The following is a 14,062-nucleotide window of genomic DNA, read 5'->3' as shown; positions in this document are numbered from 1 at the left end:
CGACTTCGTTGCGGTTGACAATATCAACCTGCATATCGAAACCGGCGAGCTGGTCGCGCTGCTGGGGCTGTCGGGCTCGGGCAAGACCACGCTGCTGAGGATAATCGCGGGGCTGGAGACGCCCGACACCGGCGAAGTGCTCTTCCACGGCGAGGACGCGAGCGACGTGAGCGTTCGCGAGCGCAAGGTCGGTTTCGTCTTTCAGCACTACGCGCTGTTCCGCCACATGACGGTGTTCGAAAACGTCGCGTTCGGACTGCGTGTGCTACCACGGAACGCACGACCGACCGAAGCCGAGATCGCCCGGCGCGTGCACGAGCTGCTGAAACTCGTGCAACTCGACTTCCTTGCCGATCGCTTCCCCTCGCAGCTTTCCGGCGGGCAGCGCCAGCGCGTCGCACTCGCACGCACCCTCGCCGTCGAGCCGAAAGTCCTGTTACTGGACGAGCCGTTCGGCGCGCTCGACGCCAAGGTGCGGCAGGAGCTTCGCCGATGGCTGCGGCGGCTGCACGACGAGATCAAAATAACCAGCGTCTTCGTCACGCACGACCAGGAAGAGGCGCTGGAACTCGCCAACCGGATCGTCGTGATGAACCAGGGGCGCATCGAGCAGATCGGCTCGGCCGAGGAAGTCTATCACCATCCCGCCAACGCGTTCGTGTACAACTTCCTGGGCAACGTGAACCTGTTCCACGGCCGAATCGAGAACGGCCGCGTGTTCCTCGGCGACACCGCCGTCGAGCTCGAGAATACCCACGCGCACGCGCATCCCGAGACCGGCAAGGCGGTCCTCTACGTGCGGCCGCACTTGCTTGAAATCGTGCTGAGGCCCAACGGCAAGCAGACCTTCCCGGCAACGGTGAAATCGATCAATCCGGCGGGGCCGCAGGTCAAAGTCGAGCTGGTCGCCGAATGGGGCGACATGGTGCAGGTCGAAATCAGCCACGAGCGCTACCAGGTGCTGAATCTGGAGACGGGCGCGAACGTGTTCCTGAAACCCAAGGAACAGAAGCTGTTCGTATATCAGATTTAGCGTTGCGCACATCGCGAGCTATCGCATAAGGCCTAATTGCCATATATGTTACGGCATCCATTTCTGGTATGGTCTACGGCAGTGAAAGCGGAGCGAAAGATTACCGTGCACGTCCGCAGTGACTTGCTGAACAAGGCGCAACGAGCTGCTCGCGCCGGGGTCAGCGAAACGGTGCGCAAAGGACTGGAGTTGCTGGCGGCCGGTGAAGCCTACGACGGGCTGCTGAAAATGCGCGGTAAGGTGAAATTCTCGATCGATTTCCGCGAGCTGCGACAGGACCGAAGATGATTGCTCTCGATACCAGTTCCACCATCGCTTTCCTTTCCGGCGAGCGCGGGAGGGACGTGGCTGCGGTCGAAGAAGCGTTGAGGTTCCGCCAGGGTATTTTTCCGCCGGTGGTTGTGACTGAACTTCTGACCGACCCCGCGGTTCGTGCGGAGATTGGAACTTTGATTCGCGCCGTTCCGCGACTTGAAATTTTCGACGGCTATTGGGAACGCGCCGGCGAGCTCCGAGCCCGTCTTCTGCGTCGCGGTCTCAAGGCGCGACTCGCCGACACCCTTATCGCGCAGTCATGTATCGACCACGAAGTCTCGTTAGTGACGCGCGACCGTGACTTTCGCAACTTTGCGACCCACGCAGGTCTGACTCTCGAATAGCCGAAGAGTGAGTTTTCGGGAACCACGCCGGCTTCGACCGCGTTGTCTAATGTACAGTGATCAAGACAACGGATCGAAAATTGGCTGAAAGTAGTACTCATTCGAATGGTCAGAACGATCGCCTGATCGGGCGGCGGGCATTCGTTGCCGCGATTGCCGCGGTACCTGCGATCATCGCATTCGGCTACGCCGAAAGAGGCGTCACCGCCGATGCGTCCGGCGATTCGCCGGATTCGGGTGCGTCGGGTATAGTCAAAGTATCGATCGTTGAGTTCACCGATTCCGGACAGAGAAAGGGACTCGTGATGGTAGATAAAGTCGTCAAGACCGACGCGGAATGGCGCAAGGAGCTGACCCCGGAGCAGTTCGAGGTCACGCGCAAAAAAGGCACCGAACGCCCGTTTTCAAACTCGTACGCCGAGAATCACGACAAGGGTCTCTATCGATGTATCTGCTGCGGCAACGCGCTGTTCAGCTCGGACACCAAGTTCGAATCGGGCACGGGATGGCCGAGCTTCTATCAGCCGATCGCGCCCGAGAACGTCAAGACAGAGACCGACCGAACATTTTTCATGAAGCGGACCGAGGTGATGTGCGCGCGATGCGACGCGCATCTCGGCCACGTCTTCGACGACGGCCCGCGACCGACCGGGCTCCGCTACTGCATGAATTCCGCGTCGCTAAAGTTCATCAAGGCCGAGGAACCGGAAAAGACTTGAGTCAGCGTTAGGCCAGCTTCCACTGAATCAAGGAGAAGCCTTCGGGGTGATCCTCGAAGACGGCCTCCACCGGCGCATCGAATTCAACTTCGCGCATCGGATCGCCTAGTAGATTGCCGACCATGCGGACGTTGCCGGCGTCGGGCAGCTCCACAACCACTACAATATAAGGACACGCGGATTTCAGCGCGGGATGCGCAGGATGCCACACGCGCTCCCAGCTATACACGCGGCCGCGGCCGGACACGCGATGCCATCCGAGGTCGAGGGTGTGGCACTTGTGACAAATCCATTCGGGGCCGAATTGAAACGTCCCGCATGAATTGCATTTCTGCACGACCAGCTCGTGACGCTTCGCCGCCTCCCAGAACTCCTTGTCTAGCCCGTCGCGCGTCGCTTCGGGTGCCGGCATTCCTGCGGGCAAGTAGGTTTTAGTGTCGTTCGACATCTCGTCTACCCGCGCAGGATCAGATCGCTCACCGGCGCGACCATCGGGCCGGACACGACCATTGAAATCTCGGCGTCTTTCACCTGGCACGTCGACGTACCGCGGATTTGGCGCGCCGCTTCGATGATCAGCTCGAGGCCGTGCATGTAGCACTCGGCGAGATTTCCGCCGCTCGTATTGGTCGGCAGCTTGCCATTGGGCGCGGTCAGATTTTCGAAGGTGCAGAAGTCCATCACCTCGTCGGGATGACAGAAGCCGTGCTCGACAATACTGGTCATCACCGCGCCCGTAAAATTCTCGTACACCTGCGCCACGTCAACATCGTTGGGCTCGATTCCCGCCATCGCGTAAAGGCGCGGCGCGAGCGTCTTGAAGTTCGAGGTTGCGTAGTCGGGACCATTCTCGGCCGCCGCGCCCTGGCGGAAGTCGGAGCCTTGCGCCGACGCCATGACGTACGCTGGCTTCTGCTTGAGATCGCGCGCGCGCTCGGCGCTGGTGACGATCACCGCCGCGGCGCCGTCGTTCTCGAGGCAGCAGTCGTAAAGATGAAACGGCTCGACGATCCATCGCGACTCGTCGTAGGCCTCGCGCGTCAGCGGGCGGCCGTACATTATCGCGCGCGGATTGAACTGCGCGTGGTGATAGCAGGCCATCGCGATCGCCGCGAGCGGTCCTGCGTGATGTGGTGCTCGTGCATGAAGCGGCGCGTGCGCAGCGCGATCCATTGCGCGGGCGTAGACATCCCGTACGGCCAGGTGTAGGCGATAGGGCCGGAAATCGTACGCATCGCCGGCGTCGCGCCGAAGCGTCCGAACTGCCCCTGCGCCAGCGCTCGATACACAACCACGCAGGTGGCGAAGCCGGCGACGATCGCGGCCGCCGCGTTGCCAATCGCACCCGATCCTCCTCCGCCGCCGCCGCCCCAGAACATGTTGGTGAAGCGCAACTCCGGCAGCCCGAGCGCGGTCGCGACGCGGACCGAATCGTTGCGGTCGTTGCTGTAGGACGCAATACCGTCGATCGCGGTCACCGGCAGGCCGGCGTCGTCGGCCGCGCGCTGAATCGCTTCGAGCGCGAGGCGGAATTCGCTGACCGGCGCGGCGCCGCGCTTGTAGTACTTGGTCTCGCCGACGCCGGCGATCGCGGTCTTGTCCTTGATTGTGAATTCGCTCATCGTGCGCCGCTCCGATCGCCTTAGCGAAATGCGCGCAAGATTCCAAGCGGAAACGCCGCTATACTCGACCTCCAGTTCGATGGCAGATCGCGACATACTCGGTGACGCGCGGGATTATTGCGTCGATGCGATGACGCTCGACGGCGCCCCGATCCGAATCCGTGCGATTCGCCCTGACGATCAGGATCGCCTGCACGAGCATTTCACGGGCCTCAGCGAGAAGTCCGTGTATTTTCGTTTCATGGGGATCAAACGCGATCTGTCGCCGCAGGATCTCCGGCGGCTGACCGAGCTCGACTTCAAAAATCACGTCGGCTTGGCGGCGACGCTGACCCAGAACGGTCGCGAGCGCTTCATCGGCGTCGGCCGTTACATTTGCGGCGCGGACCCACGTCGCGCGGAAGTCGCGTTCGCGGTACTGGACGAGTTCCAGGGCCACGGTATAGGCACACTGCTGCTCGAACATCTGCGTCTGATCGCCGATGCAAACGCGGTCACGGAATTCGAGGCCGACGTGCTGGGCGAGAACCGGCCGATGCTGGAGGTGTTCGCGCACAGTGGTTTCGAGACCGATCGGTCTTTCGATTCCGGCGTCGTACATCTTCATCGCTCGACAAATGAAATGTTGAAAAAGTAAGTTTTTTCAATCGCGGAGGTCATTCGATGAGCCTGGTCGAGTTCGTAGTCGAAGATGAAATCGCAATCGTAACCATCAACCGCCCCGAGGCCCGCAACGCGATCGATCAACCGACCGCCGCAGCACTCGCCGACGCGTTCCGCCGCTTCGACGCCGACAACGCGCTCTCGGTCGCGATCCTGACGGGCGCGGGTAAAACCTTTTGCGCTGGCGCCGATCTGAAAGCGGTCGCGACTGCTCGCGGCAATCGCGTGTCCGAAACCGGCGACGGTCCCCTCGGATGCACGCGGATGCTGCTCAGTAAGCCTGTCATCGCGGCGGTCGAGGGCTTCGCCGTCGCGGGCGGAATCGAGCTCGCGCTGTGGTGCGACCTCCGCGTCGCCGCGCGCGATGCGACTTTCGGTGTCTATTGCCGCCGCTTCGGTGTGCCGCTTTGCGACGGCGGCACGATTCGATTGCCGCGTCTTATCGGGATGAGCCGTGCGATGGACATGATCTTGACGGGCCGCGGCGTCTCGGGCGAAGAGGCGTTCGCGATGGGCCTCGCGAATCGCGTCGTCGAGCCGGGCACCGGGCTGACACATGCGCGCGAGCTTGCCAAACAGATCGCGAGCTTCCCGCAGCGATGCATGCGCGGGGACCGGATGTCCGCTTACCAGGCGTGGACATTGCCGCTCGACGACGCGCTCAAGAACGAGTACCGGTACGGAATCGCAACGATCAATTCAGGCGAGACGCGCGCGGGCGCGGAGAGGTTCGCGTCGGGAGTGGGGAGGCATGGGAAGTTTTAGAGAAGGAACTCTATTGTAGTGAAACCCCTCCGTGGGTTTCACACTTCCTTGGGCAGGGTTAAATCCCGCACCTTAGCATTAAGAAAGAAGATGCGGGACTTCGTCCCTGTTCGAACTGGTTGGGGATCTTTCCCGCAGCTGGCGACTCTGTCGCCGGCCACTTGCTTGGGAGAGGTAACGAAGGAGCCGGGATTCTTCGCTTCGCTCAAGAATGACAGAAAAAAATTCTAACAGGGAAGAAGTCCCGCATCCTTCTCCCAATACTGGGTGCAGGGGTCACCCCTGCCTAAGGAAGCGTGAAACCCAGGAGGGTTTCACATACAATTGAGTTTCCCTACTGGCCATGGGGGCCATTGTGCCGCTTCACTGCTTCCTGTATCCTTATGTACAAGTCAATCGTGACTTTATGCGCGCGTCGGATTCCGTGACGCCACCCTCTCAACCCATCAGACCCACAAGTTCGGCATACTTCTGAACTGGAATCCGGGGCTCTGAACCATAGGATACTGTTTGTCGTTTTCTGAATTTCCCGTATCGCCAGAGATCCATCGTTCAATCAAAGACCGCGGTCATCACACACCGACCCCGGTCCAGGCCGGAGCTATCCCGGTTGCGCTCAGCGGGCGCGACGTGGTTGCCACGGCTGAAACCGGCAGCGGCAAGACCGCGGCCTTTCTGATCCCGACCATAGACCGGCTGCATCGCAAGAACACGCGGCACCTTGCCGCGATTGTGATCATGCCGACGCGCGAGCTCGCCGCGCAGGCTGCGCGCGAGTTCGATCTGATCGCACGTCATACGCACATCCGCTGCGCCACCGTCGTCGGCGGCGAATCCGAGCGTCACCAGATCGACCAGATCCGCAAGGGCGCGCAAGTGCTCGTCGCGTGTCCCGGACGGCTTATCGACTTTATCGAGCGCGGCATCGTCAAGCTCGACAAAGTTGAAGTCGTCATAATCGACGAAGCCGACCGGCTGCTCGACATGGGCTTCCTGCCGCAACTGCGCCGCATCATGCGGATGGTGCCGAAGCATCGCCAGACCATGATGTTCTCGGCGACGATGGCGTCCGGTCCCGAGATGATTGCGCGCGAATTTCTGACCAATCCCGAGCGCGTCACGGTCGGCGGGACCAAGGCCGCGCCGCCGTCGCAGATTCGCCAGTCGATCTATCCGGTCACGCTCGAGAACAAGGGGCCCGTGCTGTTAGAGATTCTCAAGCGTCCCGAAGTGGAGAGCGCGATCGTTTTCACGCGGACCAAGAGCCGCGCGGACCGGGTCGCCAAGCTGCTGATCCGCGCCAACATCAAGGCGGTGCAGATTCACGGCGACCGCTCACAGAGCCAGCGCAACGCGGCGCTGGCGGGCTTCCGCGCGAAGAAGTATCGCGTGATGGTCGCGACCGACGTGGCCTCCCGCGGACTCGACATCCCCGACGTTTCGCACGTGATTAACTTCGACCTTCCCGATGAAACCGAAGGCTACATCCATCGCATCGGCCGCACGGCCCGGATGGGCAAAGCGGGCGAGGCGATCAGCCTGGTCACGCAAGAGGAGCGCGTCAACCTGGCGCGGCTCGAACGCACGCTGGGCAACGTGCTCGATCGCGAGCACGTCGAGGGTTTCGAGAAAATCGAAATTCATGCGCCGAAGCCGGTGACCGTGTTCCGCTCGTCGGGTGCGCGCAATCGCTCGACGCGCAACCGCCCGCGCTCACGCTGGGCGTAATCGCCACGATCCTCCGGAAATGAGTCCTACCGCCGAGCCGATCGCATCCGCGATCGGCTCGGTGGATATAAGGTTTGGTCGCTGAATCAACCGGGCGCTTCTTCGCGCGTCAGTACGAAAAATCCCTGCCGGATCTGCCAATTTAAGTTTTTCCGAAAATCGATTTGGAATAGCATCGAATATAAATGCTGTGCCATAAGCCTGTCTCGATCCTCATCCGCTGTGCGCTGGTCTCGATGTCTGTTGCCGTCCTGGCCCTGGCCTCATGCAGCTCGGTCAAACTTTTCCTCAATCGTGGCGAGAAACAGGTCAAGCGCGAGCCTCGGCCGGTCGAGCCGAGTGGTCCGTACGTATTGATCTTTGCCTTCGACGGCGCCGGTTACGATCAGTTGATGGCCGCGATCAACTCGGGCAAGGCGCCCGCGATGGCCGGGATGCTTGGCAAGGACGAGGGCGGCGGGCTGTACGAACACGCCTACTCGGCACCAAACGCGGTCAGCATCCTGCCCTCGACGACGGTCGCGGCATGGTCGGCAATCTTTACCGGCGCGCCGCCGTCACAGAACGGAGTGCCCGGCAACGAATGGTTCGTGCGCGAGGAGATGAAATTTTACGCGCCGGTGCCGGTCTCGGTCGAAGAGATGGACGACAACCGCGCGATGATCACCGACAACCTGGTCGGCAGGAAGCTGAAGGTCCCGACGCTGTTTCAGCAGGCAGGAGTGAGATCGGCGGTCTCCATGAACATGGTTTATCGCGGCGCCGATTATTTTACGATCATCGATTCCACCGATATGGTCAAGCTGTTCACGGAATTCGTGGCCGGCAAGGACATCCACTCGTCGGGTAAGCGCGACATCTACCAGCAAATGGATGAGGACTCGGTGCCGAAGCTGCTCGATTCAATGAAAGCTCAGGGCGTGCCGAATATCCAGGTCGTCTATTTCCCGGGGATCGATTTGTACACTCATCTCGCGCCCGACCCGTTGCCGATGGAAATCGCGTACCTCGAGAATGTGACCGATCCTCTCGTTGCCAAGATTCTCGACGCGTACCGCGATTACGGAATCCTCGATCAGACTTACGTCGTGGTGATTGCCGATCACGGCCACACCCCCGTGCTTAAGGACCCACGCCACGCACTCGGCGCCGATACCAGCGCCGGGCCAGCCGCGGTCATCGAGGCCGCGGGATTTCGCCCGCGAAAATTTGTGCTGGATCCCGGCAAGGACGAGCAGGATTACCAGGCGGCTTTCGCCTACCAGGGCGCGATCGCTTACGTGTACCTGGCCGACCGCTCGACCTGTCCCAATCCCGGCATGACTTGCGCTTGGAAGCGTCCACCGCGGTACAAGGAAGACGTGCTGCCGGTCGCGCGCGCGTTTTACTACTCGAACAAGAACGGCAGGCCGGTGCCGGCCATGAAGGACACGCTCGACCTCGTCTTCGCGCGCGTTCCGACGCCGCCGGGAATAAATACGAACGAGTACGAAATCTTCGACGGGCATCGGCTGGTGCCGATTTGGCTTTACCTGCTAGCGCATCGGCGGCCCGACCTGATCCAGCTCAACCGGCGGATGCGATGGCTGAGCGCGGGACCGTACGGCAATCGCGCCGGCGACGTCCTGCTACTGTCGCGGTCGGGGCTGAACCAGCCGATCCAGGATCGCTACTACTTCTCGGCGCCGTATCACTCGTGGCGTGGCAGTGCGTCGCCGCAGGACAGTCACATCCCGCTGATCGTTGCGCGCAAAGACTATCCGGGCGCCAAGCTCAAGCGGCTGGTCGATGGCATCGCAGGCGACGAACCGTCGCAACTTGCGCTAGTGCCGATCGTGCGTTCGCTGCTCGTTTCCGAGCCGCCGGCCGCGCCTACGGTGGCTCCGGTCAACTCGCGATCGGTCCAGTCAGCGACGCCCGCTGCGAAATCTCAATGAAGTTGCCATCGGGGTCGCGGATGAATGAAATCCGCGCGACCGTGCCCAGCGTCACCGGCGCCGCACCTTCCCACACGCCCATCGACATGAAGCGGCGATGCTCGCTGTCGCAGTCGCGCACCTGCACCGTGATGTAGCGCATGCCTACTAAGCGCATCGACGCGATAACATCCGTCGCGCTGGCCGACGGCGATTTCGGAGCGCGCGTAGCGTTGGGATCGTGGCGGACGCTGACAATAGTCTCGCCCAGCTTGAAGCGGCCGGCGCCGAGGCGTTCCGCATTCAGCGCGTCGCCGTAGAAATGCTCGAATGCGGCCTCGTCGGTGACGCCTAGATGGATCTCGATCTGATTGACGCCGCGCTGCCCGCTCGGCACCAGCTCGATGTCGTTGCCGTCGGGGTCCTGCATCGGCAGCGGCATCGGAGTGCGTGGGTCGGAAATCGAAAGCTTGCGGTAGCCGCCCGCGATTCGCGCTGGCAGAGGATCGCGCGAGTGATTTATTTTGAGCACCGAGCCGAGCAATCCGTAGCGATATTGCCGCACGCCGCCGCCGACCGGCAGCATCTCCTCATAGGGCAGCCGGATTCGCTCGCCGTAAAACGCGCGCATCTCGTCGACCCGGTTGGTGAAAATTCCTATGTCGATGAATCGTTTCGCCAGTTCCATTTCGGTCTCCTGTGATGCCCACCTATCGTCGCGCATCGTTCCAATTAGATTCAACCATCTGAGGTTTTTCTCTTTTTGTCATCCTGACGAAGCGAGCAACGCGAGCGGAAGGAAGGATGACACACAGCAGCAGCTCGACGAAGTTCCAGACTGTTGCATCGTAGATACTATTAACTATAGTTAAGTACATGACGAACACCAACCAGAGCTGGGACCCCGACGCTTACGCGCGCAACGCACGCTTTGTCTCCGACCTCGGCGCGCCGGTGGTCGAGTTGCTGGCGCCGCGCGCCGGCGAGCGAATCCTCGATCTCGGATGCGGCGACGGCGCGCTCACGAAGAAGCTCTCTGAGATTGGATGCGACGTCGTCGGCATCGATTCGAGCGCTCCTCAAATCGGAGCCGCCCGGCGCCTCGGTCTCGACGCACGCGTCGCCGACGGCGAGCGGCTGGCCTTCGACGCCGAGTTCGACGCCGTGTTCAGCAACGCTGCAATCCACTGGATGAAGCCGCCCGACGACGTGATCGCGGGCGTCTGGCGCGCGCTCCGCTCCGGCGGCCGCTTCGTCGGCGAGTTCGGCGGCTACGGCTGCGTCGAAACGATCAAGCGCGCGCTGATCGAGGCGCTTCGCCGCCGCGGCATCGACGGCGACGCGCTCAATCCGTGGTACTTCCCGACCATCGAGGATTATTCCGCACGGCTCGCGCGCCGCGGATTCGCCGTCAGGTATATCGCATTGATTCCCCGCCCCACTCCGCTGCCGACCCAAATCAATGGATGGCTCGAGACGTTTGCGCAGAGCTTCATGGCGCCGCTGGCGGAAAGCGAGCGCGCGGCTTTTATCGACGAGGTTCGCGAAGCCCTTCGTCCCGATCTCTGCGACTCCAGCGGCAAGTGGTTCGCCGACTACGTGCGCCTCCGATTTGCCGCCGATAAGCCGCGCGCCTGATACCCGGCGTTTGAGTTCCCCCGCGTCCGGCGGCAGTATGCCGGGTCAGATGAGCATCTTCCGCGAATTGACCGAGGGCCTGCCGCGACAGGCGCCCGGCTCCCCGGCAACGACGCTGCGAGCGCTCGGCCTGGTCCGCGGGCTGCCGTCGCGTCCGCGAATCCTGGATGTCGGCTGTGGTCCCGGCGCGCAAACTATCGAGCTCGCGCGCGCCACCGGCGGCTGGCTGGTCGCAGTCGATATCCGCCAACGATTCCTCGACGAACTGGCCGAACGCGCCGGCGAGGCTGGAGTCCTGCCGCAGGTGACGATGCTCAATACCTCGATGTTCGACATGGATTTCGCCGACGCGTCATTCGATCTGATCTGGTCCGAGGGCGCAATTTATATCGCCGGATTCGCCGAGGGCCTCGGCGCGTGGCGGCGGCTCCTGAAACCGGGAGGATGGCTCGCGGTCTCCGAACTGACGTGGCTGGTGCCCAATCCGCCGGCCCAACCTGCCGAATACTGGGGGCGAAGTTATCCCGGCATGGGCTCGATCGAGCGTAACTGCCAGCTCGTGGCCGAAGCGGGCTACGTCAATATGGACGGGTTCGTGCTCCCCCCGCAGGATTGGCGCAACTATTACGAGCCGGCTGAGCGGCGGGTCGAAGAGCTGCGCGAAAAATATGCGGACGATCGCGAGGCGCTCGCCACCCTCGACGAGGCGAGTCGCGAGCACGATCTCTTCCGCGCCTATCACGACGCCTACGGCTACGTCTTCTACGTGATGCGCAAACCAGCCGCCTAACTCAGTTCGCGCTCGCTTTCATTTCCTTCCGATCTGGGTTACCTGTTGCGATACAAATCATTAGACCTCGCGAGGAACGAAATGGACTTTTCGCTGACCCCCAAGACCGAACAGTTGCGAAAGCGCGTCTCCGACTTCATGGACCAGTACGTCTTCCCCATTGAGAAGGAAGTTCAGCGCGCGATGGGCGAGAGCGGGAATACCGAGCCGCAATCGCTCAAGGACGTCCGCAAAAAAGCCAAGGCCGAAGGCCTCTGGAATCTTTTCCTGCCCGACGAAAAATTCGGCGCCGGCCTCAAGAACTACGAGTACGCTCCGTTGTGCGAGCTGATGGGCCGCAGCCCGATCGGCGCGCGCGCGTTCAACTGCATGGCGCCCGACACCGGCAACATGGAAATCCTCGCCGAGTTCGGCACCCCCGAGCAGAAAAGGCAGTGGCTGCAGAAGTGCGTCGACGGCGAGATTCGCACCTGCTTCTCGATGACCGAGCCTGACACTCCGGGCTCCGATCCGACACAGCTCAAGACCCGCGCGGTTCGCGACGGCGACAACTACGTGATCAACGGCCACAAGTGGTTCACGTCGAATGCGATCGGCTCGGCGTTTGCGATCGCGATGGTCGTGACGGACCCCGACGCGGAGCCGCATCGCCGCGCGAGCCAGATTATCGTCCCGACCGACACTCCGGGATTCAACCTGATTCGCCCGGTGCCCGTGATGGGCCACACCGGCGGCGGCGGGCATTGCGAAATAATTTACAAGGACTGCCGCGTGCCCGTGACCAACCTGCTCGGCGAGGAAGGCGGCGGCTTCGCCATCTCTCAGGCGCGGCTCGGCCCCGGACGCATCCACCACTGCATGCGCACCATCGGAATCGCGGAGCGCGCGCTCGAGCTGATGTGCAAGCGGGCGAGCACGCGCTTCACGCACGGCAGCTTCCTCGCCGACAAGTCCAACATCCAGGAATGGATCGCCAACTCGCGAATCGAGATCGACTCGTGCCGCCTGATGGTCATGCATGCGGCGTGGAAGATGGACACCGCGGGCAAAAGCGCCGCGCGCAACGAGATCGCGATGATCAAGGTGATGTGCGCGAACATGGTGATGGTCGTGCTCGATCGCGCAATCCAGGTGTTCGGCGCGGCCGGCGTCAGCGACGACTTCCCGATCGCCCGGATGTGGCGCGACAGCCGCGCGCTCCGAATCGCCGACGGCCCCGACGAAGTGCATCGCATGACGATCGCGCGCCGCGAGCTGCGCAAATATAAGTGACGAGACGGTTGCGCATCACGGATGCCTGAAGCGGTAGAAATCGTCCCCGAATTCGGCGACGTCCGCGACGAGGAGCAGCTCGACTGGGGCAAGCTCGCCGCGTATCTGCACGACAAGATTCCCGGCGCCGATGCGCCGATGATCGTCCAGCAATTTCGAGGCGGCTCGTCGAATCTCACCTACCTGCTGCGCTTCGACGGCCGCGAATGGGTCATGCGCCGTCCGCCGTTCGGCCCGCTGCCCGTCGGTGGCCACGACATGGGCCGCGAATACCGGGTGCTCTCGCGCCTGTGGGAAGTCTTCAAGCCGGCACCGCGCGGGATGCTCTACAGCGACGACGCGTCGATCGTCGGCGCGCCTTTCTTCGTGATGGAACGTCGCACCGGCATCGTCATCAAAAATCGCCAGCCGCTGCCCGCCGAGCTCGGCAACGACCCCGCAACTTTCCGCGCGATGTCAGAGGGATTCATCGACACGCTCGCCGATTTGCACGGCGTCGATTACGCGGCGATTGGACTCGCCACGCTCGGCAAGCCCGACGGATTCTTGAAGCGTCAGATCACCGGCTGGATGGCGCGATGGGAGAAAGCCAAAACCCGCGAAGTGCCTCTGATGGAAAAACTCGGCACATGGTTTCTCGACAACATGCCGGTGTCACCACCGCCGGTGCTCGTGCACAACGACTTCTACCTGCACAACGTCATGGTCGGTGCGGTGAATCACGGCGAGATAGTCGGTGTCTTCGACTGGGAGATGTCGACTATCGGCGATCCACTGGTCGATCTCGGAATCGTGATGAACTACTGGCGCGATAAGAACGACCCGTCCGAGCTGCTGGCGACCTCCCAGGGCGAGGCGCACACGCTGCGCCGCGGCTTCCTGACCCGCGACGAACTGCTGCATCGCTATTCAACCCGCACCGGCCGCGACGTAAGCGGCATGCCGTACTACTGGGCGTGGGCGCACTGGAAGACCGCGACGGTAGTCGAGCAAATCTACGTCCGCTACGTCCGCGGCCAAACCACCGACCCCCGCTTCGCCCTAATGGGCCCAATGGCGCCGGCACTCGCGCTTGCAGCAGCCCAGGTGGCGTCCCGCCTGGGGTTCAAGAGCTAATCACTCCGCGCTCCCCAGCTTCTGACACTCGCAGCGTTCAATGCATGCTTCTCATTGGATGCTTCACATACAACGCGGCACGTGCAATATCTGACTGCGTGATCCGGAGCTTCCGCGACCGCGACACTCGGGCGATCTTTA

At 62.2% G+C, this 14,062-nt stretch carries 16 protein-coding genes; 12 read left to right on the top strand and 4 right to left on the bottom strand.

Annotated elements, in window-relative coordinates; translation table 11 throughout:
• The 4 genes from VJX68_RS02980 to msrB all read left to right on the top strand — a co-directional run.
• Window positions 1-1,033, top strand: a 1,033-nt coding sequence (locus VJX68_RS02980) for a sulfate/molybdate ABC transporter ATP-binding protein (protein WP_324094159.1), incomplete at its 5' end; no start/stop codon positions are given.
• A gap of 123 nt (window positions 1,034-1,156) precedes the next feature.
• Window positions 1,157-1,321, top strand: coding sequence for a hypothetical protein (locus tag VJX68_RS02975; RefSeq protein WP_324094158.1), 165 nt, complete (start codon window positions 1,157-1,159; stop codon window positions 1,319-1,321).
• Window positions 1,318-1,692 carry a PIN domain-containing protein gene (locus tag VJX68_RS02970; protein ID WP_324094157.1) on the top strand — a complete coding sequence of 125 codons (375 nt, stop codon included), beginning with the start codon at window positions 1,318-1,320 and terminating at the stop codon, window positions 1,690-1,692. The genes VJX68_RS02975 and VJX68_RS02970 overlap by 4 nt, the downstream gene beginning before the upstream one ends.
• 80 nt (window positions 1,693-1,772) lie before the next feature.
• Window positions 1,773-2,411 carry a peptide-methionine (R)-S-oxide reductase MsrB gene (msrB, locus tag VJX68_RS02965; protein ID WP_324094156.1) on the top strand — a complete coding sequence of 213 codons (639 nt, stop codon included), beginning with the start codon at window positions 1,773-1,775 and terminating at the stop codon, window positions 2,409-2,411.
• Window positions 2,412-2,418: 7 nt separating this feature from the next.
• Here the strand turns inward: msrB and VJX68_RS02960 are convergent, their stop codons facing one another.
• Genes VJX68_RS02960 through VJX68_RS02950 form a run of 3 tightly spaced genes read right to left on the bottom strand, consistent with a single transcriptional unit; the run spans window position 2,419 to window position 4,033 of the window.
• Window positions 2,419-2,859 (bottom strand): Zn-ribbon domain-containing OB-fold protein, encoded by a 441-nt coding sequence (locus VJX68_RS02960; protein WP_324094155.1) that lies wholly within the window; start codon window positions 2,857-2,859, stop codon window positions 2,419-2,421.
• Window positions 2,860-2,864: 5 nt separating this feature from the next.
• Window positions 2,865-3,512: a thiolase C-terminal domain-containing protein gene (locus tag VJX68_RS02955; protein ID WP_324094154.1), complete on the bottom strand. Its 648-nt coding sequence runs from the start codon at window positions 3,510-3,512 to the stop codon at window positions 2,865-2,867.
• A complete protein-coding gene (locus VJX68_RS02950) occupies window positions 3,470-4,033 on the bottom strand; it encodes a beta-ketoacyl-[acyl-carrier-protein] synthase family protein (protein WP_324094153.1) in 564 nt (187 codons plus the stop codon). Before VJX68_RS02950 ends, VJX68_RS02955 begins: the two co-directional genes overlap by 43 nt.
• A gap of 79 nt (window positions 4,034-4,112) precedes the next feature.
• Between VJX68_RS02950 and VJX68_RS02945 the strand changes: the two genes are divergently transcribed.
• The 4 genes from VJX68_RS02945 to VJX68_RS02930 all read left to right on the top strand — a co-directional run bounded on the left by VJX68_RS02945 (window position 4,113) and on the right by VJX68_RS02930 (window position 9,126).
• Window positions 4,113-4,670 carry a GNAT family N-acetyltransferase gene (locus VJX68_RS02945; RefSeq protein ID WP_324094152.1) on the top strand — a complete coding sequence of 186 codons (558 nt, stop codon included), beginning with the start codon at window positions 4,113-4,115 and terminating at the stop codon, window positions 4,668-4,670.
• A 26-nt stretch (window positions 4,671-4,696) separates the two neighbouring features.
• Window positions 4,697-5,461, top strand: a complete 765-nt coding sequence (locus tag VJX68_RS02940; RefSeq protein WP_324094151.1) for a crotonase/enoyl-CoA hydratase family protein — start codon at window positions 4,697-4,699, stop codon at window positions 5,459-5,461.
• Between the two features lie 510 nt (window positions 5,462-5,971).
• On the top strand, window positions 5,972-7,189 hold the full coding sequence (locus tag VJX68_RS02935) for a DEAD/DEAH box helicase (protein ID WP_324094150.1): 1,218 nt from the start codon (window positions 5,972-5,974) through the stop codon (window positions 7,187-7,189).
• Between the two features lie 236 nt (window positions 7,190-7,425).
• Entirely contained in the window at window positions 7,426-9,126 is a 1,701-nt protein-coding gene (locus VJX68_RS02930; RefSeq protein ID WP_324094149.1) for an alkaline phosphatase family protein, read from the top strand.
• Here the strand turns inward: VJX68_RS02930 and VJX68_RS02925 are convergent.
• Window positions 9,077-9,793 (bottom strand): VOC family protein, encoded by a 717-nt coding sequence (locus VJX68_RS02925; RefSeq protein WP_324094148.1) that lies wholly within the window; start codon window positions 9,791-9,793, stop codon window positions 9,077-9,079. The genes VJX68_RS02930 and VJX68_RS02925 overlap by 50 nt on opposite strands.
• 188 nt (window positions 9,794-9,981) lie before the next feature.
• On the opposite strand from VJX68_RS02925, the gene VJX68_RS02920 reads away from it, so the two are divergent.
• The 4 genes from VJX68_RS02920 to VJX68_RS02905 all read left to right on the top strand — a co-directional run bounded on the left by VJX68_RS02920 (window position 9,982) and on the right by VJX68_RS02905 (window position 13,921).
• Complete coding sequence (locus tag VJX68_RS02920; protein WP_324094147.1) at window positions 9,982-10,743, top strand: class I SAM-dependent methyltransferase; 762 nt, start codon at window positions 9,982-9,984, stop codon at window positions 10,741-10,743.
• Between the two features lie 49 nt (window positions 10,744-10,792).
• The gene (locus VJX68_RS02915) at window positions 10,793-11,533 is read left to right on the top strand and encodes a class I SAM-dependent methyltransferase (protein WP_324094146.1); all 741 of its coding nucleotides are present in this window, start codon (window positions 10,793-10,795) and stop codon (window positions 11,531-11,533) included.
• An 81-nt stretch (window positions 11,534-11,614) separates the two neighbouring features.
• Window positions 11,615-12,805 carry an acyl-CoA dehydrogenase family protein gene (locus VJX68_RS02910; RefSeq protein ID WP_324094145.1) on the top strand — a complete coding sequence of 397 codons (1,191 nt, stop codon included), beginning with the start codon at window positions 11,615-11,617 and terminating at the stop codon, window positions 12,803-12,805.
• Window positions 12,806-12,826: 21 nt separating this feature from the next.
• The gene (locus tag VJX68_RS02905) at window positions 12,827-13,921 is read left to right on the top strand and encodes a phosphotransferase family protein (protein ID WP_324094144.1); all 1,095 of its coding nucleotides are present in this window, start codon (window positions 12,827-12,829) and stop codon (window positions 13,919-13,921) included.
• Window positions 13,922-14,062 lie beyond the last annotated feature (141 nt).

Origin of the sequence: Binatus sp. (SeqCode) (assembly GCF_035272065.1) — a bacterium.
Classification (GTDB): domain Bacteria; phylum Desulfobacterota; class Binatia; order Binatales; family Binataceae; genus Binatus.
The sequence above is the reverse complement of the archived record's forward strand: the minus strand, read 5'-3'. Positions and strand labels throughout refer to the sequence as shown.